Origin of the sequence: Flavobacterium quisquiliarum, assembly GCF_019308285.1 — a bacterium.
Lineage (GTDB): Bacteria > Bacteroidota > Bacteroidia > Flavobacteriales > Flavobacteriaceae > Flavobacterium > Flavobacterium quisquiliarum.
The window spans coordinates 290,289-315,923 of record NZ_WWEM01000039.1; the positions used below are offsets into that span (position 1 = coordinate 290,289).

Consider the following 25,635-nt stretch of genomic DNA (forward strand, 5'->3'; position numbering starts at 1 on the left):
ATCAAAAATTAAAAGAATAAAATTAACCCGATGCTAAAAAAACTTAGAATCTCAGTTTCTTAGCATCTTAGAAACTCTAAAAAAAATCATGTTAAACTTTGAATTATACAATCCAACAAACTTAGTTTTCGGGAAAGGACAAATTGAAAAACTTTCAACTCTAGTTCCAAAAGAAGCTAAAATTCTTTTGGCTTATGGCGGTGGAAGTATTTTTAAAAACGGAATTTACGATCAGGTAATTGCCAACTTAAAAGGTTTTGAAATTGTGGAATTTGGCGGAATCGAACCGAATCCAAGATTTGAAACTTTAATGAAAGCGGTTGATGTTATTAAAGCCGAAAAAATCGACTTTATTTTGGCTGTCGGCGGTGGATCTGTGATTGATGGTGTGAAATTTATTTCGGGTGCTGTGAATTTTGAAGGAAATCCGATTGACATTTTACAGAAACGCATTTTGATTAAAGAAAATGCAGTGCCATTTGGAACAGTTTTAACACTTCCAGCAACGGGAAGTGAAATGAATTCAGGTTATGTGGTAACGATTGAAGCAACTCAGGAAAAATTATCTTCCGGCGGAAGCGCTTTGTTCCCACAATTCTCTATTTGTGACCCGACAGTAATTGCTTCTTTACCAAAAAGACAACTTGAAAACGGTGTTGTAGATGCTTTTACGCACGTAATGGAACAATATTTAACGTATCCAACTGATGCTTTTTTACAAGATAGAATTGCCGAAGGAATTTTACAGACTTTAATTGAAGTTGGCCCTGGTGTTGTTAAAAACCCAACCGATTATACTTTGGCTTCTAATTTTATGTGGAGTTGTACAATGGCTTTAAATGGATTAATCCAAAAAGGTGTTCCGAGTGATTGGGCCACACACATGATTGGTCACGAATTAACAGCTTTATATGAAATTGATCATGCCAGAACTTTGGCAATTATTGGCCCAAGTTTGTATACTGTAATGTTCGAAACTAAAAAAGGAAAACTGGCGCAATACGGAAGACGTATTTTCAACTTAACTGGTTCTGATGAAGAAGTAGCAAAAGAAGCGATCAACCAAACAGTTGAGTTTTTCCATACTATGGGAATGGACACAAAACTTTCTCAATATACAGAAGACTACAGTAAAACAGCCGATTTTATCGTAAATCGTTTTGATGAAAGAGGCTGGAAAGGTCTTGGCGAAAAGCAATTAGTGACTTTAGATAAAGTGAAATCTATTGTCGAGCTTTCTTATTAATAGATAAATTCCAAATTTTTTAAATTCCAAATTCCAATCTTAATCTGATTGGAATTTGGAATTTTTTTTATTGAAAATTAATAAAAAAGGCGTTCTAACTTGCTCGTGAACGCCTTTTTAAAATACTAAAACAAAACTAACTAACTCAAATCTTTTTAAATTCATTAAAATTCTAATTTATAAAGACTTACAACGTAGCGTTAATTATTTTATTGTGTAAGGTTAAAATATTTTTTATTTAAAATCTTGATTCATTTTCTGTTCCAATAGTTTAGTCAGATTTTCGATCTCTGTTTTAACATTTTTCAGCTCAACACTATCCTTTTCCATTAGTTTTTTTTCCTTTAAAAACAATTTCAAATCATAGGAATTATTGCTGTTTTTCAATATTAGAGTTCCTATTTCAGGCTTTTTAGCTTCATTAATTCTTAAACCAGCAATTAAACCGCCTTTTAGTTCGTTTCCGAATAATAGCTCAACATCTTTTTCCGAAGAAATTTTGTCGGCAATCAAATTGAAATTTTCTTCGATCGTTTTATTGTGGTTTAAATAAGAGCTAAATACTGTACTAAAAATTTCGGCATCTCTTCTCTCTTCATCATTATCTTCTTCTAACGTAGTAAACAACTTTGCTTCGATTGTATTATTTATTTCATAATACAAAACGCTTCCAGGTTCTGTTGGTATTGCACTATTAACTTCTACTGATGAACTAGTCACGAGCAATTTGTTATTAATACTGAACTTCCCAATTGTTTTACCATTTATCTTTTCGAGAACTATTTTTCCTTTTACTTTCTTATTAAACTCTTCCAGTTCAATAGCTTTATTTTTTAATTCAAAATGGTATCGGTTAAAATAATGCATTGCAAAAATATCAAAGTCAAAACTTTGCAGAATTCCATTTTTCCAATATTTAGAAACAAACTGGCGGTCTAGTTTGATGTATTCTGGGCCGTCAACTATTTTACCGTCTTTGTAAGTAGATTTGATGTTATAATTTGGATATTGATACTTCTCCAAATTCTCCAAATAATTGTTCGAATATTGATATTTGACAATCCCATTTTCATAATAATCAACATGATTAAATTCGTTAAAATTTGTAGCAAAATAACCAGAAAAAGGTTTGTCATTTTTATAAGTTCCAACATAAGAATCCTGTCTGTCCGAAGTAATTAAAAAAGATTTATTAACGATTTTGGTTCTTTTCCCATTTTCAAAATAGATCGTTTTCTGAATATTGTTTTCGTCTTTTTTATCGTATTCGCTTCTATAAAAAATCTCCTCTGTTATATTTCCTTTTTTATAAATCGTTCTGTTTTTAGCTGTTACTAAATCCCCGTCATAAGGCAGATCATTTTTATATTCCAGTTTTCCTGTTATCTCCCGATTATCATAAAAAACTGTTTCTCCGTTTTTAATATCGTTTACAACTGTGTACGTTTTGATTGGATCGTCGAGATAATAATCAAAGATTTTCTGTACGCCATTTTTTTTGTAATCAGCAACGTTGATTAATTCGTTTTGTTCATTTTCATTTTTGATGACAAATGTTCCGTTAAATGGTTTTCCATCCTTGTAAATTCCTTTTGCTACAATAGATCCAGACTCATCTTTTACAATGGCTTCGCCTTCTTTTAAGCCTTTGCTGTAGTTTTGATTGATGAATAAATCGCTTGCAAATCTTTCATCAAAATTACCTTCAAAAGGCTGTCCGTTTTTATAAATTCGTTTGGCTTTTATCGTTCCATCGGAGTTGTATTCTATCTGATCGCCTTGTGCTTCTCCTTGAGCATATTTTACCATTTTTAAAACTTTACCATTTGGATAATACAGGGTTTCTTCGCCATTTTTTTGTCCGTTCTTATAAGTAATTTTGGATTTAAGAGCAACTACAAATTTGTTTTGAAAGTAATAGTCGTACACAATTCCATTTGAAATTTCTCGTCCGTATTTTTCAAAATCATTTTCATTGATGGTCTGCAACATTTTCCCGGATTTATCGTAATTGATCTGTTTAAAAGGCTCTGTAGTACCACTTGCAATATCGTACCAGATTTCCTGAGCCAACTGTTTTGAGTTGATCCAGAATATTTTCTTTTTTATGACTTCTCTCTTTTTCGCATTTCCAATTTCATCCCGAATAATTACACCTTCCATCATTCGAATCGGTTCTTCTTTTTGTGCTTCATTATCAGCTTTGTTCAATCGGTAATCTTCCCAATTTAAAACCTCTTCAAAATCGCCATTTTTGGGTTTTCCACCTTCGTATTTTCCTTTCATCAAAACCGTTCCATCTTCATGGTAAAGGATTGTTTCGCCGTCTTTTCTTCCATTTTTGTACTGAACAGTTTTAAATTTTTTTCCATTTGGATAATAATAGGTCAAATTAGAAACCGGAGAAAAATTATAAAATTGATAAAAAGAAGCATCGAAACCATCCTGATCAAACCATACAACATCTCCAACATAATTATCTTCATTATCCTGAAAAGCATATCCTTGAAACTGCGGTGTTTTATTGATGTAGAAATCTTCTACTAAAATCAGATTTCCTAATTTCTTGAAAGGCTGCATTCTATAAAAAGAGGCATTTTCTTTGGATGTAGTTTTCCAATTGGCATCGAAATAAAGTGTTTCCATATTTTGGGAGAAAGAAAATAATGTAGTGAAAACTAAAATAAGGGTCAAAAATTTATTTGTCATAATTGAACGAAATTTCTCTAATATACCATTTTTTACACAAATTTAGTTTTTAAAGCTGAAAAATATATTCTGAAATTCAGCTAGTTTTTATTTAAAGAAAACACAGCAGAAGGCCTTTGTCAAATTTCTTAAATCAGATTTTGCTTTATTAGCACATTATTAAGTACTTTTGTTTCAAATTAATAAAATAATGAGCGAAAAGTTAAAATTTGCAGTAATTGGAGGAGGAAGCTGGGCCACGGCAATTGCAAAAATGTTATGCGTTAATCTTTCAGAAATTGCCTGGTACATGCGTAATGATTCTGCAATCGAGCATATTCAGAAATACAAACACAATCCGAATTATTTAAGTTCTGTTGAATTTGATACCAACAAACTCAAATTAACTAATAATATAAATGAAGCAATAGAATATGCAGATTATATCATTTTTGCTATTCCTTCTGCTTTCCTGGATGCCGAATTGAAAAACATGACGGTTTCTTTGGCTGATAAAATTATTTTCTCTGCCATTAAAGGGATTGTTCCAGAAACGAGTTTAATCGTTGGCGAACATTTCCATATTCAATACGATATTCCATACTACAATATTGGTGTAATTACAGGGCCTTGCCACGCAGAAGAAGTAGCATTAGAAAGACTTTCGTACTTAACAATTGCCTGCGGAGATCCTGATAAAGCAAAAACGGTTGCCAAATCACTTTCTGGAAATTACATTAAGGCTAAAATCTCTGATGACATCATCGGAACTGAATATGCCGCAATGTTGAAAAACATCTATTCAATCGCTGCCGGAATCGCTCACGGTTTAGGTTATGGCGATAACTTCCAGTCGGTTTTGATGAGTAATGCGATTCGCGAAATGAAAAAGTTCATTAGAAAAGTACATAAAATGAAACGTAACATTAATGATTCGGCTTATTTGGGCGATTTATTGGTTACCGGTTATTCAGTTTTCTCGAGAAATAGAATGTTCGGAAATATGATTGGTAAAGGGTATACTGTAAAAAGCGCCATGATGGAAATGAGCATGGTTGCAGAAGGTTATTATGCAACAAAAAGTGCTTATAAACTAAATCAGGGTTACGGGGCTAAAACACCAATTATCGATGCGGTTTATGCGGTTTTATATGAAGGAAAAGATGCGAAATCTGTCTTTAGAAAACTGACTGAATCTTTGGATTAGATTTTTTTTAGAGGATAGAATATAGAGCAAAGAAAATAGAATATAGAGAATAGAAAAGAGCTGGAAGAATTAATCTTTCGGCTCTTTTTTTATTGTATAAATCTAAAAAAACTAGAACTAAGTTAAAAGAATCAGCCTTAATTAACAGGAAATAACTTGATTCAGAATACATCAAACCTACATCGTCTCTAAAAAATATTCGCATCTTATTCTTACAAAAAAATAAAAACACTACCTAACTGTTTATCAGACACATAAATCTAGAATTTAAAAACTCATTATTTGCTATTTTCTCACAAATTGAGTGATGCACAATTTTACAATTCCCTTATTTTTCATTGCTTCACAAAGAAATATCGGTAGATTTGCATCATTATTTTTATTTGTTCTAATTAAGCATAGATGCGTTTCATTGCCATTCTTTTATTGTTCAGTCAAGTTATTTTTTCACAGAAGACAATTTCTGGTCAAGTTTTTTCCAAAGAAACTTCGACCGCTTTAGCAGGTGTGTTTGTTCGCGATACCAAAACCGAAAACTGGACGATTTCTGATAAAGATGGAAAATTCAGTATGATCATTCCTTACTTTCAGGATATTGAATTGAACTTTTCCATTCTTGGAAAAAAAGATATTAATCAGACTTTAAAAAACGGACAAAACTCAATTACGGTTTATTTGGAAGATAATACGCTTCATTTGAAAGAAGTAATGGTTACAGCCAATAAAGAACGTAAATACTCTGAGTTGACTCTTGGAACAAATGCTATAAATAATGTTCAGGCTTTTACGCTTGATGATGTTTTAGAACAGCTTCCTGGACAGACTACTTCCTCTTTTAATCTGAATTCTTATAAAAATATTATTTTCAGGACAGCATCTGAAGTGGGTTCTTTTAAAAGCAATAAAGCTTTTGGAACTGCATTTATGATCAATGATATTCCGATTTCCAACAACGAAAACATGCAGGCTTTAAGTCCAAACACACCTACTTCAGCCGGCAATGATTATGGCGTTAATACAATACCTTTCAATAATCCAAATGTTGGTGTTGATCTTAGAGAAATTTCAACTAATAATATCGAAGAGATAAAAATCATTCAGGGAATTCCTTCTGCAAAATATGGGGATTTGACTTCTGGACTGGTTTTGATCACTACTAAAGTCGGAAATAGTCCTTACAGAGTTTCGGCTTCCCTTAGAGATGGTACAAGCGAATTGAACTTGACAAAAGGAATTCAATTAAACTCCAATAATTCCATGAATTTTGGAATTAACTTTTTGGATTCTAATTCCGATCCCAGAAATAATTTATTGAGTTATCAGCGTATCAGCGGGAGTTTAGCATGGAAAACTACCGATAAACATTCTAAAATAAAAAATACTGTAAACCTATCTATAAGATCAACTCTTGATGATGCCAAACGTGATCCTGATAAAATTGCGGCAGATATCATAAAAAATGAAAAACAAGGGTTTTCTATCTCTAATAATTTCATGTGGAAACCTTCTAATTTATGGTTAGATGGTATCAATGTAAACAGTGGTTTCTCTTATGACAGGCAGTTTTCTAGAAAAGAGAGATGGATAAACAGAGCTTTAACGGCTGCAACTGATTCTAAAGAAGAAGGTATTCATGATGCTTTTGTTCTTCCATCGCAATATACCAGTATCAGTACGGTTGAAGGTATTCCGATTTCAACTTTCGTAAATCTTGAAGCCACAAAAACGATTACCAATAAAGCCAACTGGATTCACAGCTTATCATTTGGGTTATCAGGAAGATCAAGTTCCAACAAAGGAGACGGAAGAAAAAGCAGTGCAATTGGCTTAATCAATTATTATGTTTTGGATGACGGAGGCGACACCAGACTAGGTTATCGAGATTATGATTTTAACAGAACCCGAACAGAAAATCAATTTTCTGCTTATCTGGAAGACAGAGTCTATAAAAAATTTGAAGAAGATAAAATCCTAAATATTGATTATGGTGTACGATATGAAAATCAGTCTGGAAATGTATCGTTACAGCCACGTATTAATTCATCCTATTCTTTAAATAAAACTTTCAGAATTCGAGGCGGATTTGGATTATCATCCAAAGCGCCTTCGCTTAATCAATTGTACACTGGAGAGCGTTATATAGACCGTTTATTAGGCAACGGAATTTATGTAAATCCGGGAGTGTATCAAAAAGCATGGATTTTGACTGTAGTAACTTCTGGAGATAATTTGAATTTAAAACCTTCGAAATCATACAAAACAGAAGGCGGATTAGATGTTAATCTTCCTTTTGCCAATATTAATTTAACGGGGTACTACAACAAACTTAAGAATGGTTTTACGGGACAGATGGTTCCTATCTCAAAAGAAATTCCAAAAGTAAATATAACTACAAACGGAACGGAAATACCAACGTATGAAGTTATGGGAACAGATAACTTGTATTATCTAACAAACAGCATTCAAAACAATGCCAATTCGGAAGATATGGGTATTGAAACCATAATAAATTTTCAAAAAATCAAGGCATTGAACCTTGATGTGAGCATGAATGCAGCTTATGTGAGATCTAAAGATTTAAGTGAAACGATAACCTATTATGCGTCCACAGATCTTTTATCGGCAGAAAGATATGGAGTCTATCCTTCGATGCCTATGACAAATGAGAATTTTACAGCAAGTTTTAACTTCAGTTATCATATTCCAAAAGCTGGTTTATTATTGTCACTAAGAAGTGAGCACATCATTTTACGCACTTCCTACCTTACTAACAGTAATTATCCAAATGGCTATTTAGATAATCAATTGGCCTATCATGAAATTCCAGAAGCAGATCGTACAAATTCACAAAAATACGGACATATTATCCGCAGTACGCTAAATGACTCTCAAAACAAGCTTGAAAACATGCTTCATAATTTTCATCTGCGTCTTTCCAAAGATTTTCTAAACGGATTTAGTGTTTCATTTTATTCGACTAATTTTTTAAATCTGAAGCCTTATTACGAGAAAAACGGCATTAGGAGTCCGTACGATTATTTCGCAAAATTCTCTTTTGGAACCCGACTTAATTATCAATTCTAAATATATACACCTATGAAAAAAACACTCTCTATTTTTATATTGCTTTTTGCATTAATAATTCAATCTTGTAGCAATGATGATAACGAAAACGAAGCCTTAAAACCAGTTGATTTTAGTGTTTCGCTTAAATATGATGTCACTTTTAACAGTCAGGTTGTTAAGAAAGCCAGTGTTACAATTGTGAATACAGAAACAGCCAATAAATATACCGTAGAATCTGATGAAAGCGGTGTGGCTACTTTCAAACAGATTTTACCAGGAACTTATACAATTACGGCAACCAAAGTGATTGCTTCTGCTGAATTTACAGAGACTTTTGGTTACACGCCAACAGAAACTGAAATTAACTTTAATGGTGCCGAAAGCAGTGTTATTGTAAATGCAACAACACCTACAAGCAACATCGAAATGAAAACTTCTAAAGTAGGCGATTTCGTAATTAAGCAAATTTACTACGCTGGATCTGACACTAAAAAAGGAGCTATTTTTAGAGATCAGTTTATAGAAATCTACAACAATTCTAATACTGTTCAGTATGCAGATGGTTTATACATGGCGTTGTTAACTGGATCTACTTCAACTACTGTTTTAGCTTACTCATTACCAAACGGACAGTTTGATTGGAGCAAATCAGAAGGCATGACTGAGGGTAGTACTGCAAATACCGATTATGTTTATGCATTAAATATCATTAAAATTCCAGGAAGCGGCACACAATATCCAGTACAACCCGGAACAAGTATTGTAATTGCACAAAATGGTATTAACCACAAAGCAAATTATGTAGACAACAAAGGTAAAGCCGTTAGTATTCTAAGCCCGGAATTAACGGTAGATTTAAGTACAGCAGATTTCGAATCATTTTTAGGAGACTATTCTGGTGATTTGTATCAATATGACATCCAGAATCCTAATGTTCCAGATGTAAACATTGCTTATTGGGGAAACAGCAACAATGACATGATATTAGACTCAAACGGAAGACATGCCTATGTTATTTTCAAAATGACGGATGCAGAATTTACAGCATTGAAAAAATATAAAAACCCTAAAGGAGATGCCAACCTAGCGCTTCAAATTCCTGTTAGTGTTCTTATTGATGGTGTTGACACTACAAAAGATTTAGGTTCAAACTTAGTTCCTAAAAAACTGCCTTCTCAAATTGATGGAGGAAATACGTATGTTCCTTCAGGAGCTTATTCTTCAAAATCGGTAATGAGAAAAACTAAAACTACAATTGCCGGTAGAATTGTTCTTCAGGACACAAATAATTCTACAAATGATTTCGTAGAAGTAACAGCAAATCCAAGAGGATTCAACTAAAATTTTCTTTAATGAAAATCAATAAAATTAAAATATATTACAATAAAAGTAATGCCTGGAAATCCTGGGCATTGCTTCTTTTATTGTTTTCTTTCGTTTTTACAGTGAATGCACAAGACACTATAAAAGTGCAGAATCACATTATTGATAATCAGATCAAAAATCAAATTTTTAAATACCCTATCGCGTTTACTAATCCTGATATTAAAGATTTCACCTTTACCGAAGTTTCATATGAACATCAGCAAAATGAATTTGCAAGAAAACAGATTGCCAACGAAATCAATACGTATCAATTTTTAGCGCAGGGCTATTTTACAACAAAATCGAAATGGAAGTTGTTTGGCGATTTAGCCATCAAAAAAATACTGGAAAAAAATCTTGGCTGGGTACTTTCCGATGATCGTGCAGAAGGCCAGGAAGTGATTAACCCGCATTACTTTTATGTTCCCAGAAAAGCCGATTGGGACAATCAGGTTTATGCTTTGAGCGGTGGATTTTCTAAGGACATTACCAATCATTTATCTGTGGCTGTTAAAGCTAATTATGGTACCGAAAAATTCAGCAGAACTTTAGATGCCAGATCACAAATCATAAACAGAAATTTGGGTGGAGAAATGCAGATTGGCTATCAGTTAACTAAAAATCATAAAGCCTTTGCTTTTGGCAGTTATGCCGAAAATCAAAAAGATTTCAATTATACATACAATAATGCCAATTTAAATCTGGAAATCTATCCGGAAACTTATCTTCGTTTTAATGCTGGTTATGGTAGAATTCTAAATTCTTTTAGAAATAATGAAGGAGGCTTTACTTATACCTATATTGACCAAATAAATAAACTGGGACTAGGCTATACTTTTTCAAATAAGAAAACAATTATAACAGCTTTATATCACAAACAAAACTCAAACAATATTTTTTATTCCAGTTCCTACACGCTTAAATCAAACGAACGGTTAAAACTTAAAACAAACTCCAATCATGCCGAAATATTCGCTATGCACAAATGGAATAAAAAAGAAATTCAATCTACTTTGCAATACGATCAAAGCGATTCAAAAAATTTTGACACAAAAAGTAATGGTTACAATTATACTAATTCCTTGAGCAAAGTTAATTGGACAGCCTCATTGGCCCAAAAAACAGGTTCCAAAATTGATTATTTAGTGGGTTTGAATCTGCTTTATCAGCAAAACGAATACGATGATGTTTTGGCCACAACGCATATTGAATTAAATTCATTAAACACGGGAATTTATACGAGTAAAGATTTTGCTTTCGCTAAAAGTAAATTGAATGCAACGGCAAGTTTCAATATGTATTTCCCGCTTCCATCGAAACTGGACTATTACGATACTTCGGGAGGAACGAATATTAGATTTTTTGACGAAGTGATTCTTTACGATTACGCTGTCAATACGACGAATTATTTTGCTCCAGCATTACGTTTGCAATATAGTTATCCCACAAAAAACAACAAAACAGTTGTTTTCTTTACCAATCTAAAAGAGAAAATCGCACTTAAAAAACAAACTGATTATCCAGTCAGTATTAATACGAATACCACCTATTGGGTTCAAATGGGTGTACAATTAAATTATTAAAGAATGAAAACGAAATTAATTAGTATAGGAACAATGATCCTTTCACTCATCATGCTTTCTTATGCTAAGATTGAACCAAACTTATCTATTGCCGAATTAAAAAGATTATACAGCAGCGGCGATTATCAAAAATGGCCAAAGCCTGAAGTAGACTCTATAGTTTATACTCAAGGTTTTGAAGACATCGGAACTTTAGGCAAACCCGAATTTCCAGAAAACAATCCGTATACAGAAGAAAAAGCAGAATTAGGCAAAGTACTCTTCTTTGACCCAAGATTATCCAAATCCGGACAGATTTCGTGTGCCAACTGCCACGATCCTGAATTAAACTGGGGCGATGCTAGAAAAGTATCCTACGGAGAAGACAGACAACAAGGAACAAGAAATGCACCGAGCTTAATGAATATCGCGTATTCTAAAGTTTTCTTTTGGGATGGAAGAGCGAAATCTCTCGAAGATCAAGCCAGTTTTCCGATACAAGATGCTAAAGAAATGAATTTTCATATCGATTTAGCCACAAAACGTTTAAACAAAATAAAAGGTTATAAACCGTACTTTAAAAAAGCTTTCGGAAAAGAAAAACTGACTCAGGAAGAAATTTTAAAAGCCATCGCCACTTTCGAAAGAACTTTAATTAGTCCGAAAAGTAAATTTGATAGATTCATTGAAGGAGATTCTACTCAATTAACCAACAGACAAGTTCTAGGTTTACATTTATTCCGTACCAAAGCACGTTGTATCAACTGTCACAATACAGCCAATTTCGCCGATAATAAATTTCATAATGTTGGTCTAACGTATTACGGCAGACAATACGAAGATTTAGGAAGATACAATGTAACAGGAAAAGCTGAAAATGTAGGCGAATTTAAAACGCAGTCTTTACGTGGAGCGGCTCAAAATGCACCATACATGCACAACGGTTTATTTCCTAATTTAAGAGGTGTTTTAAATATTTACAACGCCGGAATGCCTCAGCCCAAACGAAAAGAGAATCAGCTAAATGATACTTTGTTTCCAACAACTTCTAAACTGATAAAAAAATTAGATTTAAGCCAGTCAGAACTGGTTGCTTTGGAGGATTTTATTATGAGTTTATCAAGTACTGCTTACAGAATGAAACAGCCTGTTTTACCACAGTAATTTTAGTGATCAGTGGTCAGGTTTTTAGTATTCAGTGTAGTTACTTAAAAAACAAAAAGTCAGGAGAAAAATAATCTTCCTGACTTTTTGTTTATGTGTAACGTCTGTAACTGATCACTAAGATCCTGACCACTGACCACTACTTTACCATGATTCCTTCAACAAACAAAATCGGTACTTCTTCCGTTTTATTTTCGTCAAGCGAATTGGCTTTAAAGATAAATTTCTTATCGTATAATGTATTTCCGATAAAGAAAGTTACCATGAATTCGTTATTTAGTACTAAAAGGCTCTTCTCTACTAATTCTATTTTTACAACAGAAACCGACGGCACCTCAACAAAAGCATGGCGCAGAATTGAAGTTTTTTTCATTTCGCCGTCAATAGTTCCAAAAGCTTTTGAAACTACCATTACGCTGTCTAAGTTAAAATCACTGTCGTTAACCAGATAAGCGTACCAAACTTTTTCCATAAAATCGTCGCTCCATTCCTGCACTGCGGCAAGAAATACGTTTTCGACTTCTGGAATTATTATATCTTTTTTCATGTATTAAATTTTAAAAACCTTTGTCAAAGTTTGAAACTTCAACAAAGGTTTGCTGTTATAAGTGTGATTCAGATTTCAGAATCAATCTAAAATCTAAAATCAGAAATCTAAAATTAAATATTCGATTTAAACTGTTCTAAGAAACGAACATCATTTTCGTAGAACATACGGATATCGCCAATTTGGTATAAAAGCATTGCAATACGCTCTACTCCCATTCCGAAAGCAAATCCGTTGTATTCGTCTGGGTTGATATCACAATTTTTCAAAACGTTTGGATCTACCATTCCGCAGCCTCCAATTTCCAACCAGCCTGTTCCTTTTGTAATACGATAATCGGTTTCTGTTTTTAGTCCCCAATAAATATCAATTTCTGCACTTGGCTCTGTAAATGGGAAATAAGACGGACGAAGACGAATCTTAGATTTTCCGAACATTTCTTTTGTGAAATACAATAACGTCTGTTTCAAATCGGCGAAAGACACATCTTTGTCAATGTAAAGTCCTTCAACCTGATGGAAAATACAGTGCGAACGAGATGAAATCGCTTCGTTACGGAAAACACGTCCCGGAGAAATGGTACGAATTGGCGGTTTATGATTTTCCATATAACGCACCTGAACAGATGATGTATGGGTACGCAACAACACATCAGGATTGGTCTGAATAAAAAACGTATCCTGCATATCTCTTGCTGGATGATATTCTGGCAAGTTCAATGCGGTAAAGTTATGCCAGTCGTCTTCAATTTCCGGCCCTTCGGAAACGTTGAATCCGATGTTGGCAAAAATATCTATAATCTGATTTTTTACGATAGAAATTGGATGACGAGAACCAATAATTACTGGTTCTGCAGCACGTGTTAAATCGCCAAAAATTCCTTTTGATTCTTCTTTGCTTTCCAGTTCTTCCTGAATCTGCTTTACTTTTTCTTCAGCAACAGCTTTTAAAGTGTTGATTACCTGTCCAAAATCTTTTTTCTGGTCATTTGGAATATTTTTAAACTCATTAAAAAGTTCTTTCAATAATCCTTTACTACCTAAATATTTAATACGGAATTGTTCTAAAGATTCTTTGTTTTTTTCATTAAAGGCCTTCGCTTCCTCTATATGTTGTTTTATCTTATCTATCATTTTCCTTCAATAATTGAAATACAAATTTAGTGTTTTTAGTTTAAAATGTGCGGTCACAGTCGCAGTTTTAAGAATTTTACAACTGGACTAAAAAATCAGGGGGAAAATTTCCAATTACTTTATCAGTTCTATTTTATTTTCAATTTCCTTGACTTTTTTCAGCCAGTAATCAATTCCTTCCTGATTTTTAACAATTTCTTTTCTGTTTTTGGATGCTACTTTTCCCAGTTCAGCCCAATTTTTATTCCAGTCTTTATCTCTTTCGATATTAGTTGAAGGCTCAATTCTGGCGCGCCAAAAGTCTAGATTTTTAAAATAACCTTCTTTCAGCTTATCAAAATATTCTATCAATTTTTCTTTTGAATTCGGTATATAACCCGGCCCACTGCAACCACAGGAATGAAATGTAATTCCGACCGAGTATAAACTTTTAAGATGTTCCCATTTTTTGACATCGTCTTTTTTAAGCGACTCAAAATCGAGTCCCATATTTGCCATTAGGTCGCCACATTCCGGACATTTGGCTTCAAAAACCGATTTTTCTCCTTTTTTAATATCGCCCATTAATCTTCTTTTAAATGTCTTTCGACAATTAAAACAAGCATAATGAGGCTTATAGGAAGTCATGGCGTATCTACACATTTTTTAGTATATAGTGGTCAGTGGCTTACTTAGTTCCTGTTTACAACACTGAACACTAAGCAACTGAATACTGAACACTAAAAAAATCTAATCAATCAATTTTCTTTCTAAAAAGTAATTCACGATCGCTTCCTTCATTAAAACAGATTGTTCTCCCGCTTTCAAGGCAGGCAATTGTTCTTTTACTTTATAATGTGGCCAGCCTTCGGCATCAAAAAAATCGAATTCATAAAATCCGTAAGGTTCCAGCAATCTACAGATGGCAATATGCATTAGATTTAGCTTTTCATCTTTTTTAAATTCACGGTGCACTTTTCCGAGTTCCTGCACTCCAATTAGGTAAATTATGGCATCCAAATCTAAATCTTCGCCTTGCGAAAATTGATTGGAAAGTATATCAACGAGCTTTTCCCAACGCTCTTTTAATTGTGTATCTCTAGACATTATATGATTTTAGATTGTTGATTTTAGATGTTAGATTGCGAAGTGATTTAATGATTATTATCTATTCCGAATCATCGGAACTGCAATCTGAAGTCTAAAATATGAATTGACAAAGATACATACTCTTTACATAAAATGCATTATAGAAGCTTTGTAGTTGTATTTAAGTTCAAAACCTTTGTCACTTTGTCTCTCTGTTCCTCTGAACCTTAAAAAAACCATATATTTGCGCCATTATAAAACACCCGCAAAACATGAGTTTTTTTGATATTATTGTAGCTGCACTTCTGGCTTTTAGTTTGTATAAAGGCATTAAAAATGGCCTTTTTGTTGAAGTTGCTTCTTTTATTTCTTTGCTGCTAGGAATTTATCTTGCCATTAAATTTTCTTCTATAATGACTGGAATGATTTCAAAACATGTTTCATGGAATCCTACCAATATTCAGATTACAGCTTTTATCCTGACTTTTATTTTAGTTGTAATTGGAGTTTATTTCCTGGCAAAAATATTAACTGGAATTGCAGATTTTGCCATGTTAGGCTGGATGAATAAACTCGGAGGCGGATTTTTCAGGGTTTTAAAAACTATTTTGATTCTGAGTATTTTTATTGCTCTTTTTGAGAAAATCAATTTCAATAATACATTCGCAAAAAAGGAAACGCTCGATAATTATATTTTTTATAATCCAGTAAAAAAAGTGGCTGCTTTTGTTTATCCGTCGATTGAGAAATGGTACGAAACATTTAAAAAAGAACATTCTGAGAAACCAGAAGAAGAAAAAGAACAGACAGACAAATAATAGTTACATCGTCTAGAATTAAACCCGACAGGTTTCAAAAACCTGTCGGGTTTGTTATTTAAAAGCTTCAGAGAAGCGACATATTTATAGAAATTAAATCGTTCGAATGTAAAGGAGCTCCAGAGGAGCGAAATATATGTCGCTTCTCTGAAGCTTTTTTTAATAACCTACAGAAAACACCACGCATTCAAATATTTACGAGAAATATTTTATCTTGCTCCGTATTTCCAACAACCGATTTTAACCAAAAATCTAAACCATGTTGTACTTAACGGGTATTAAAATTACGTTTTTTCTGGTTGTGATTCTCGCCAGCAAAAAGAACAAAAGTGAAGCCGATAAAATTCTGGCGCTTTGGCTGTTTTTTACGGGTTTTCATTTGTTTTTATATTATCTGCATTACCAAAATGATTTTTCCTCTTTTCCTTTTCTTTTAGGTTTAGAGCTTCCAATGCCTTTATTGCAAGGGCCGTTTTTGTATTTGTACACTTCGGCTTTGACCAATCAAAATCAGAAAAAGAAATATAATGTAGTACACTTTCTGCCTTTTCTGATTGCGGTTTTAATTCTGACTCCTTTTTATTCGCTTTCTTTTCAGGAGAAATTAAAGATTTTTCAGAATGATGGAAAAGGATACGAAAACCTGATTCTGATTTTGTACAGCGCTATTTTAATTTCCGGAATTGCCTATGCATTACTTTCACTTCGGAAACTTTCGAAACATCGAAAAAACATTTCAAATCAATTCTCTTTTACTGAAAAGATTAATCTGCGTTGGCTTCAATATTTGATTTTTGGGTCAAGTATAATCTGGCTCGTAGTTATTTTTTATGAAGACAAACATATCTTTTCTGTTGTCGTTTTTTATCTAATGTTTATTGGTTATTTCGGAATCAAGCAAGTTGGAATTTTTACGAATCAGCCTATTTCACAAAATGATAATTTTCAAAACCTAGTTTTAGAAACGGGTTTTGTTGAAGAAAATCAAACTGAAAAAGTCAAATACGAAAAATCCAGTTTGAGTTCAGAAGAGCTTCAGTCCATTCATCAAAATTTGACTGAGATTATGCAGACTGAAAAACTCTATAAAAATCCTGATTTAACTTTAACCGAATTGTCTCAAAAACTAAATGTTCATCCTAACATTTTATCTCAAGTTATTAATTCTGCTGAAGGCAAAAACTTTTACGACTACATCAATTTACAGCGCATAGAGGAATTTAAAAAACTTATTCTTTTACCCGAAAATCAAAAGTTTACTTTACTTTCTATTGCTTTTGAATGCGGTTTTAATTCGAAAACGGCTTTTAACCGAAATTTCAAAAAAGCAACCGGACTTTCTCCTTCTGAATTTTTGAAGTGATTTTTTTAAACACATAGAAACATAGTTATTCTGTGCGTTGAAAGGTATTCCATTTGTAATAAAAAACATAGCTATGTGTGAGAAACTAGTTTCTTTTAGTTTACTTTTTTACTCAAACAAAAAACTATGTTTCTATGTGTTTAAAATTTTAATCTCAAAGCATATAAAACTAGAACCACCTTACAAGTTGGGGCGACCAGCATAATATTGGAACACATCTTTGCAGAAATTTTAATCAATTCTTGCAATGAAAACCAAAACACTTTACTCAGCCGTAATCGCAGTTTCCATTTTCTTTTTTATGGGATGCGAAAACGAAAATGACATTAATGAATCCGGATATTTAGTTCCGAAAACGGTCGATGAAGATCCGTCGATTCCATCCATTTTTGTAAACGGAACACAATTACATTCCGAAACTTTTGGAAATCCTACCAATCCAATGTTGATCTTTTTACACGGAGGCCCAGGTTCTGATTACCGAAACGGATTAAACGTACAGCAATTAGCCAAAGAAGGTTTTTATGTTGTTTTTTACGATCAGCGAGGTTCAGGATTATCTAAAAGACATGACAAAAAAAGTTATTCCATTCAATTAGTTTTGGATGATTTGACGGAAGTAATCAAATATTATAAAACTTCTCCTAGTCAAAAAGTATTCTTATTTGGTCATTCCTGGGGCGCGATGCTGGCGTCTGCTTATGTCAATCAATATCCAAATTCCATAAACGGAGTAATTCTCGCAGAACCAGGCGGACTCAACAAAAAACTCCTTGACGAATATGGCGAGATGAGCCGGAAAATCAACATCTTTTCTGAAGTAACAAGCAATCTTTTATACGTCGATCAGTTTATAACGGGAAAAGAAAATCAGCATGCCATTTTAGACTATAAATACGGCATTTCTTCGAGTTTTACTTATGCGAAAGGAAATGATGAAGGCATTCCCGGGCCGTCACCGTTTTGGAGAATTGGCACAACTGTTTTGGAAAGCTTTGTTGCTATTTCTGAAAATGAAGGATTCGATTTTACGACCAACTTAGATCAATATCAAACGAAAGTTTTGTTTTTATACGGCGAATTGAATAAATCATACGGACTGACTTTCGCGCAAAAAGAAGCTTCTTATTTTCCGGTTTCAGAAATTGCAGAAGTAAAAGGAACTGGTCACGAAATGATTTATTTTAAATGGGAAAATGTCGAGCCTTTAGTATTGAATTATTTAAATAACCTAAAATAATTCGGTCATGAAAGCAATAATAGCCTTAATCGTATTTCTTATTTCTCTTCTAACAACTCACATTTCACAAGCACAAACCATTAACTGGGAAAGTCTCGAGAAAAATCAAAAACATATTTTAAACCTAAATGCCGGTTGGGATTATAGTTTTGTTTACGGATTGAGTTATGGTTATCATTTAAAAACCGAACTGCCAATTATTCTAGAAAGTTCGATTTCTTTAGCTTCAGGCGAAGTTATTTTTGATGATTTTAAAACCAAAATTGGCGGACAAATACATGTTTATCAAATAAAAAATTTCCGTTTCAATGCTTCGCTACATGGAATTTACAGACGTTACGAAAATCCGCTAGTAACATTGCAGAATTTTGGTGTAGATGCTGGAGTTGTTATCGGTTATTATGAACCAAAATGGTTTGCTTCAGGAGAATTTGGTTTTGATAAAGCAATTGTAACGCATTTTAAACATTCTGATATTTACAAAGATGTCTATCCCGATGTAAAAAATGGCTGGTATGAACCTTCAACAGGCGGAAATTTCAATTTCGGAGTTCAGGGCGGTTATTCTTTTGATCGAAGTGATATTACGTTACGGGCAGGAAAAGTGATGACGCAGGATTTTAAAACAACACCGTTGATTCCTTTTTATGTACAGTTGGGATATAATTATAAATTGGATTGATTTATTTTAAACACATAGAAACATAGATTTTTTTTCAAACTAAGAAAAGGATAATTTAAAAAGCTAGCTTTCACACATAGAGCTATATCTATGTTTGTTTATACAAGTGAAACGCCTTTTTGACGTGTAGAATCACTATGTTTCTATGTGTTTAAAATTATTCACAATAAGCAAACCCGACAGGCTATAAAAACCTGTCGGGTTTAACTCTAAAATTAGATATAGAATTTAAATATCGATTTCTATACTTTCTCCTTTTTTCAATATAATTTCTTTTTTATAATTACCGAAAACCAAAGTTGTTTTTCCTCCTGTTTTAGAAGAAATTACAGCATGAGATAGATTTTTATTGTTCCAAGTCATTTCGATTTCAAATCCTCCTCTAGCACAGATTCCTTTTACCGAACCTTCTGACCAGGCGTCTGGCAAAGCAGGTAATAATCGGATTTCGTTTTCGTCTGATTGAACCAGCATTTCAGCAACTGCTGCTGCGCCTCCAAAATTCCCATCAATCTGAAATGGCGGATGCGCGTCGAATAAATTCGGGTACGTTCCTCCTCCTCTTCTTGGTTTTTCTGTTTTCTTTCCGTCAGGATCTACATAACGAAGTAATTCACGGAACATTTTATAAGCACGATTTCCATCCCAAAGTCTTGCCCAAAGATTAATTCTCCATCCTTTTGACCAGCCTGTGGTTTCGTCGCCTTTTATTTCTAATGTTTTCTTTGAAGCTTCGGCTAAATCTGGCGTTTTTAAAGGCGTAATATGGTCGCCTGGGAAAAGTCCGAATAACTGTGATTGATGACGGTGTTTTGGGTCATTATCATCCCAATCAAAATACCATTCCTGAAGGTTTCCTTTTTTACCTATTTGATAGGGATACAGTCTTGAAAGTGCTGTTTCCAGTTTTTTTCTAAAATCGGCATCTGTATTTAATATTTTTGAAGCTTTTATAGTTTTATCAAAACATTCGCGAATCATAGCCAAATCAGCTGTTCCTCCGTAGAATGTTGCACCTACAAAACCATCTGCCAGTTTATATTGATTTTCTGGTGAAGTCGATGGCGAAGTAATTAAGTTTCCATTTTTATCGTTAACCAACCAGCCCAAACAAAATTCTGCAGCACCTTTCATTAACGGATAACCTTCTTTTTTCAAATAAGTTACATCTTGACTAAAAGTATAATGCTCCCAAACATGGGTACTCAACCACGCTCCCGCCATCGGCCAGCATGCCCACATTGGGTCTTCTTTTCCAAACTGTCCAACCGGATTGGTCATGGCCCAGATATCTGAATTGTGCGCCGCAGCCCAACCTTTATCAACACCATAAAAAGTTTTGGCTGTAACTTTTCCTGTTACCGAAAGGTTTTTAATAAAACTCAAAAGTGACGAATGCATTTCGGAAAGATTGGTGTTTTCTGCCAGCCAGTAATTTTCTTCCAGATTGATATTCATCGTATAATTACTGCTCCAAGGCGGACTTAAATGCGGATTCCAAAGTCCTTGCAAATTGGCTGGAACGCCCAAAGTTCTTGAAGAACTGATTAACAGATAACGTCCATAATTGAAATACAAGACTTCTAGGTTTTTATCTTCTTTTCCGTCAGCATAACGCAATAAACGTTCATCTGTTGGTAAATCCGGAGCGGTTGTTTTTCCTAAATCTAAGTTGACACGATTAAAGAATTTTTGATAATCGGCAATATGAGATTCTTTTAGTTTGTCGAATGCTTTTGCGTAAGCTTTATTCAGATTTTCTAATGCAATTGATATGTCGTCTAAACCTTCTGATGCCGGATTTTTGTCAAAACCGTTAAAGCTTGTTGCAACAGAAACAAAAATTATGGCTTCAGTCGCATCTTTTAAGGTTAAGGTTTCTCTGGAACTTGTAATCGTTCCGTCTGTTTTTTTAATTTGAACTAAACCTGTAAATCTTGTTCCTCTATCTTTTAAATTCAGATATTTTGGGAGAACACTATATCCTGCGTTTTCATGAATTGGCGCAACGCCTCTTAGTACCATAATATTGTTTCGCACTTCTACATTTGATTTTAAAAGGCTTTTTAGATTAATATCAAAATTTAAAGCTCCTTTTTGATCTGCTGTTAATTTGATAATCATAACTTTATCTGGAGCCGACACGAAATATTCTCGCGTATATTTGATACCCGCCATTTCGTAACTTACTTTAGAAATAGCATTCGAAAGATCCAATTCGCGATGGTAATTTACTGCTTTTCCTTTTTCGGAATTATTGATTTCTAATGTTCCTAAAGGTGCATACGATTCGGAATTTTTTCCCTGAACTTTTTTGTTGAGTTCTTCTGCCAGTTTGTAGTTTTCGTTTTGTAAAGCTTCACGAATTGCGGGAATGTTTTTGTAAGCTTCTGGGCTCATATTGGCATTTACGGGTTCGCCCGACCAAAGCGTAATGTCATTCAGATAAATTTTATCTGAATTGGCGCCTCCAAAAACGGTTGCTCCCATTTTTCCGTTTCCTAAAACTAAGCTTTCTTCAAAGAATTCTGCGGGTTGTTTGTACCATAAAACATCTTTGGATTGTGCTGAAATGTTTGTATAGTAAGACGTGAGAAGTAAGAGGAGAAATGTTTTTTTTATGATTTCTAGATTCATAGACTTATTCTTTTGGGTCATGTTTTTTACATCTGGTATTTCTGCAATCTTGTCATTCCGAGGAACGAGGAATCTTCGCTAGTAGCTCGACAAAGATTGAGGATTTACTTTATGGAGTTTCTTGCGAAGATTCCTCGTTCCTCGGAATGACAAAACTATCGTGTTAATCTTGTATCATCAAATAATTACTTACTCACTTTATATTGTTCATTCGCCGTTAGCATTTCCCAGTTGTCGGTTCTAAATGGCGACGCTGGAAATTTCTCTTTATTGAAAAGATTGATTTGTGTGTCATCATCAGCCCAGCCGTAATGAACCGCTACCGGAGTTTGAACTTTATCGTTTGAAACAATTATTTTGTTGTCTTTAATTATCGCTTTCGTGGCATGAAAAACTTTGTCTGAACCTGCAATTTCGAAACCTTTTAATTCATCGTTATTCGGCGTTGATAATCCGCTGCCGATGTTATCGAAAGTGAGGATAATTTGGTTTCCTTTTATTTCCTGCGATTTATAAGTTGGGCCACTGTGCACTTGTTTTTTGCCGTAAAGATTGTTCATTGCGATCGCCGCCAAACGTAAACCAATATCTTGTTTGTTGGTTGGATGAATATCTTTCGCATTTCCGATATCGGTTGTAACGGCCATTCCGGTGTTTGGCAGTTTTAAGGTTTCAGATTGTGCTTCACGAAGTTCTGCCCAACGGCTTCCTTTTTGGCTGTTGCCGCCGAATTCATCAAAGGTGGATAATTGAACGAAATAAAAAGGGAAATTTCCTTGTTTGAATTTGGTTCTCCAATCGGTAATCATTAACGGAAATGATTTTTTGTATTCTGCCGCTCTCCAAACATTCGCTTCTCCTTGATACCATAAAACGCCCTGCATCGCATAAGGCACTAACGGATTTACCATCGCATTGTACAATAATGACGGATAACTGTTTGGCGAAACTTCAATTCTCACTTTTACCACGTTAAATTTCCAAAGTCCTTCTAACGGAAGACTTGAATCTTTAAAATCGATTTTTAAATCTTGCGAATCGCCGTAGATACCGCCGCCACCGCTGTAATCTGTAATTCTTACAGCGATTACGTTTGTTCCTTCTTTTAAGACATTTGCCGGAATTTTGTAAACTCTTTTGGCATCCCAAAGATTGTTTGTTCCAATTTGAACGCCGTTTACAAATGTTTGGTCTTCGTCATCGACTTTTGCTAAATGTAAAGTGGCTTCTTTTTTGGCTTGTTCTGCTGTTAGAACAATGGTTTTGCGCATCCAGACAATTCCATCGATGTTTCCGATTTGTTGGTTTTCCCAAAGTGATGGTACTTTTATTTCCGGCCAGTTTTTATCTTGGAAATTTGCGTTTTTAAATTGCTCTTCGTTTTCCATCGAAACATCAAAACCCTGTACTTTTTTTAAGTTTTCTAAAACTGATTTTTTATAGGTTTCAAAAATCGCATTGATATCTACGGTTGGAACATCTGCAATCATGGCTTTAAAATCGGGACTGTTTTCGAAAGCTTCACGGCTTGTCCAAGTCTCCACATTTGTTCCTCCCCAGGAAGTATTGATGATTCCGATTGGGATTTTTAATTCTGCATACAGTTTTCTGGCGAAATAGTAGCCAACTGCTGTGAAGTTGCCCACATTTTCTTTGTTTGCTTCTTCCCATTTCCCTTGTTTTAAATCGTCTTTTGGAGTGCCGCTTAAATCTTGTGCCACACCAAAATGACGAATCATTGGATAATTAGCAGTTTCAATTTCCTTTTCGGCATTCATGGTTTTGAAAACCTGAAATTCCATATTAGATTGTCCGCTGCAAATCCAGACTTCGCCAACCAAAACATTTTTGATGGTGATTTTATTTTTTCCAATTACGATTAACTCGAATGGCCCACCGGCTTTTTCAGCAGCTAAACTTACCATCCATTTTCCGTTTTTATCTGCTGTTGTTTTCTTAATTTGTTTGTTGAAATGAACTTCTACGCTTTCATTCGCATCAGCAAAACCCCAAATCGGAATTTGCTTGTCTCTTTGGAGCACCATTCCATCAGAGAATATTAAAGGCATTCTCACATTAGCATTAGTTAAAACACTAATTAACAGAAAAATAAATAGTAAACTCTTTTCCATTTTTTTGATTTAAATATTTTTTGAACCATATAAGTGATATAAGATATTTTAAGTTTTTATTTCGCACTGCGCTTAAATTTACTTATATCACTTATATGGTTTAAACTAAATTTTTTACTTTAATCCGTCTATTAAAGCGTTTAAAGCTTGTGTGTCGAAGACGGTATTATTGGTTCTGTTCATGATTCCGAAACCGTTGTTTCCTAGACTTCCTTCATCCCAATAAAAAGGTAATAATCCGTTTGCTTTTGCTGTTTTGACTACCGTTTTTAAATAATACGCTCTTGAATTTAAATGTAAAGTCAGCGCATCTCCCGTTAAAGTTGTTCTGCGGATGGCTCCAAATTCTCCCAATAAAACTGGAATTCCTTTGTCAACAAACTGGGTTTTCATCAATTTGAAATTCTTTTCTAAATCGGCTTCTTCTCCCCAAGTTGCATTTCGTTCTGTATCGGTTGTAGAATGGAAACCATTTCCCCAATAATAGAACATTTTACCCCAAGTTTCATCTTTCGTTAAACCGGCAAAATTCCAAGGTGAATAATAATGAACCTCTACCATCATTCTGCCTGATACTTTATCTGTAGGCAATGTAGTCATTAATTTGTTTGTTTTCTCGATATCTGTTGTTGGCCCTTGAACTACTAAAACACGAGTAGCATTTTTTCCTCCAGTTGAGCGAACAGCATCAATAAAAGTTTGATGATACGACGTTAAAACTGCCATTTGCGTCGCATCTTCAACAGCCGGTTCATTGGCGCTGGCAAAAAGCAAATGCTCGTCAAATCCACGTAAATGCGTTGCAATTTGTTCCCAAAACGCTTTTTGTTTGGCGTTGTTTTCTACTTTTTTAGCTTCGATAATATTGTTTTCCAACCAGCCGCCGTCCCAGTGAATGTTTACTACAACATACATATCGTTATCAACACAATACTGGACCACTTCTTTTACTCGGTTTAACCAATCCATTTTGATTTTTGCTGTTGCTGCATTTTCTAAATTTTGATTCCAAGAACATGGAATTCGAATAGCATTAAAACCGTTTGCTTTTACAGCATCGATTAAAGCTTTTGTTACTTTTGGATTTCCCCAAGCCGTTTCTCCGCCTGTAGCTTCCAAAGTATTTCCGATATTCCATCCTAATTTGATTTTTGCTGCCAATTCAACCGCAGAACTTCCCATTCCGGATGCATCAGCTGCAATTGGATTAGTATTATAACTTGGGTACAAACCTGTAACAACTGTTGTAGCAGTCTGCGAAACTGCTATCGTAACCGTTTTTGCCTCATTTGAACTTAAAGTGACTGAAGCCGTTCTAGTAGCAGTTTCTGTATTTTCTGAAGCTGTTATTCTAACAATAATACTTCCTTTTGTTCCTGTTGTCTGACTCACTTTTAACCAATTTGCAGAACTGGTCAAAGTCCAAGTTGCAGCTTCTGAATTAATAGTGATATCCGAAGTATTTTCTTTGCTGTCAAAATCAATTTTGGCTGTACTTGCTGTTAATAATTTTATAGTGGCTTCTGAAGCATTTTCTTTGTCTGAGCTGCAGGCTAAAACGCCTAAAAATGCAAAGCATAAAATAAAGCTCAACAGATAATCTTTGATTGTTTTTTTCATTTGGTTTGGTTTAAGTTAAGTGTAAGTTTTTAAAATCAACGCCAGCTTGTAGTGGGCTGGCGTTGATAGTTTGGTTATTTTATAGCAATAACAAGTT

At 34.1% G+C, this 25,635-nt stretch carries 18 protein-coding genes; 10 read left to right on the plus strand and 8 right to left on the minus strand.

The genetic code is table 11. The features are described 5' to 3' along the window. Positions 1-88: 88 nt before the first annotated feature. Positions 89-1,246, plus strand: coding sequence for an iron-containing alcohol dehydrogenase (locus tag GSY47_RS23160; RefSeq protein ID WP_179004126.1), 1,158 nt, complete (start codon positions 89-91; stop codon positions 1,244-1,246). Positions 1,247-1,480: 234 nt separating this feature from the next. On the opposite strand, the gene GSY47_RS23165 is transcribed toward GSY47_RS23160, so the two are convergent. Continuing rightward, positions 1,481-3,892 carry a toxin-antitoxin system YwqK family antitoxin gene (locus GSY47_RS23165; protein WP_179004125.1) on the minus strand — a complete coding sequence of 804 codons (2,412 nt, stop codon included), beginning with the start codon at positions 3,890-3,892 and terminating at the stop codon, positions 1,481-1,483. Positions 3,893-4,145: 253 nt separating this feature from the next. Between GSY47_RS23165 and GSY47_RS23170 the strand changes: the two genes are divergently transcribed. The 5 genes from GSY47_RS23170 to GSY47_RS23190 all read left to right on the plus strand — a co-directional run bounded on the left by GSY47_RS23170 (position 4,146) and on the right by GSY47_RS23190 (position 12,298). Continuing rightward, positions 4,146-5,141, plus strand: coding sequence for an NAD(P)H-dependent glycerol-3-phosphate dehydrogenase (locus GSY47_RS23170; protein WP_179004124.1), 996 nt, complete (start codon positions 4,146-4,148; stop codon positions 5,139-5,141). Positions 5,142-5,543: 402 nt separating this feature from the next. Next, a complete protein-coding gene (locus tag GSY47_RS23175; RefSeq protein WP_179004123.1) occupies positions 5,544-8,225 on the plus strand; it encodes a TonB-dependent receptor in 2,682 nt (893 codons plus the stop codon). 12 nt (positions 8,226-8,237) lie between these two features. Next, positions 8,238-9,548, plus strand: coding sequence for a DUF4876 domain-containing protein (locus GSY47_RS23180; protein ID WP_179004122.1), 1,311 nt, complete (start codon positions 8,238-8,240; stop codon positions 9,546-9,548). Positions 9,549-9,559: 11 nt separating this feature from the next. Next, a complete protein-coding gene (locus GSY47_RS23185; protein ID WP_179004121.1) occupies positions 9,560-11,155 on the plus strand; it encodes a DUF6850 family outer membrane beta-barrel protein in 1,596 nt (531 codons plus the stop codon). Positions 11,156-11,158: 3 nt separating this feature from the next. Continuing rightward, positions 11,159-12,298 carry a cytochrome-c peroxidase gene (locus GSY47_RS23190; protein WP_179004120.1) on the plus strand — a complete coding sequence of 380 codons (1,140 nt, stop codon included), beginning with the start codon at positions 11,159-11,161 and terminating at the stop codon, positions 12,296-12,298. 139 nt (positions 12,299-12,437) lie between these two features. On the opposite strand, the gene GSY47_RS23195 is transcribed toward GSY47_RS23190, so the two are convergent. From GSY47_RS23195 to GSY47_RS23210, 4 genes are all read right to left on the minus strand, one after another. After that, positions 12,438-12,845 (minus strand): hypothetical protein, encoded by a 408-nt coding sequence (locus tag GSY47_RS23195; RefSeq protein WP_179004119.1) that lies wholly within the window; start codon positions 12,843-12,845, stop codon positions 12,438-12,440. Between the two features lie 113 nt (positions 12,846-12,958). Next, a complete protein-coding gene (pheS, locus tag GSY47_RS23200) occupies positions 12,959-13,978 on the minus strand; it encodes a phenylalanine--tRNA ligase subunit alpha (RefSeq protein ID WP_179004118.1) in 1,020 nt (339 codons plus the stop codon). A 114-nt stretch (positions 13,979-14,092) separates the two neighbouring features. After that, complete coding sequence (locus GSY47_RS23205) at positions 14,093-14,542, minus strand: hypothetical protein (RefSeq protein WP_246611380.1); 450 nt, start codon at positions 14,540-14,542, stop codon at positions 14,093-14,095. Between the two features lie 165 nt (positions 14,543-14,707). After that, positions 14,708-15,064 (minus strand): hypothetical protein, encoded by a 357-nt coding sequence (locus GSY47_RS23210; protein ID WP_179004116.1) that lies wholly within the window; start codon positions 15,062-15,064, stop codon positions 14,708-14,710. Between the two features lie 254 nt (positions 15,065-15,318). Here GSY47_RS23210 and GSY47_RS23215 point away from each other — a divergent pair, with 254 nt between their 5' ends. The 4 genes from GSY47_RS23215 to GSY47_RS23230 all read left to right on the plus strand — a co-directional run bounded on the left by GSY47_RS23215 (position 15,319) and on the right by GSY47_RS23230 (position 19,149). Next, positions 15,319-15,864: a CvpA family protein gene (locus GSY47_RS23215; protein ID WP_179004115.1), complete on the plus strand. Its 546-nt coding sequence runs from the start codon at positions 15,319-15,321 to the stop codon at positions 15,862-15,864. Positions 15,865-16,123: 259 nt separating this feature from the next. After that, positions 16,124-17,227: a helix-turn-helix domain-containing protein gene (locus GSY47_RS23220; protein ID WP_219071549.1), complete on the plus strand. Its 1,104-nt coding sequence runs from the start codon at positions 16,124-16,126 to the stop codon at positions 17,225-17,227. 247 nt (positions 17,228-17,474) lie between these two features. Next, the gene (locus tag GSY47_RS23225) at positions 17,475-18,467 is read left to right on the plus strand and encodes an alpha/beta hydrolase (protein ID WP_179004112.1); all 993 of its coding nucleotides are present in this window, start codon (positions 17,475-17,477) and stop codon (positions 18,465-18,467) included. A 7-nt stretch (positions 18,468-18,474) separates the two neighbouring features. Then, a complete protein-coding gene (locus GSY47_RS23230) occupies positions 18,475-19,149 on the plus strand; it encodes a hypothetical protein (protein ID WP_179004110.1) in 675 nt (224 codons plus the stop codon). 228 nt (positions 19,150-19,377) lie between these two features. On the opposite strand, the gene GSY47_RS23235 is transcribed toward GSY47_RS23230, so the two are convergent. The 3 genes from GSY47_RS23235 to GSY47_RS23245 form a co-directional block, all read right to left on the minus strand. Then, the gene (locus tag GSY47_RS23235; protein ID WP_179004108.1) at positions 19,378-21,786 is read right to left on the minus strand and encodes a glycoside hydrolase family 95 protein; all 2,409 of its coding nucleotides are present in this window, start codon (positions 21,784-21,786) and stop codon (positions 19,378-19,380) included. A 185-nt stretch (positions 21,787-21,971) separates the two neighbouring features. Then, positions 21,972-23,918 (minus strand): sialate O-acetylesterase, encoded by a 1,947-nt coding sequence (locus GSY47_RS23240; protein ID WP_179004106.1) that lies wholly within the window; start codon positions 23,916-23,918, stop codon positions 21,972-21,974. A gap of 114 nt (positions 23,919-24,032) precedes the next feature. Beyond that, complete coding sequence (locus GSY47_RS23245) at positions 24,033-25,538, minus strand: cellulase family glycosylhydrolase (protein WP_179004104.1); 1,506 nt, start codon at positions 25,536-25,538, stop codon at positions 24,033-24,035. Positions 25,539-25,635: the final 97 nt, after the last annotated feature.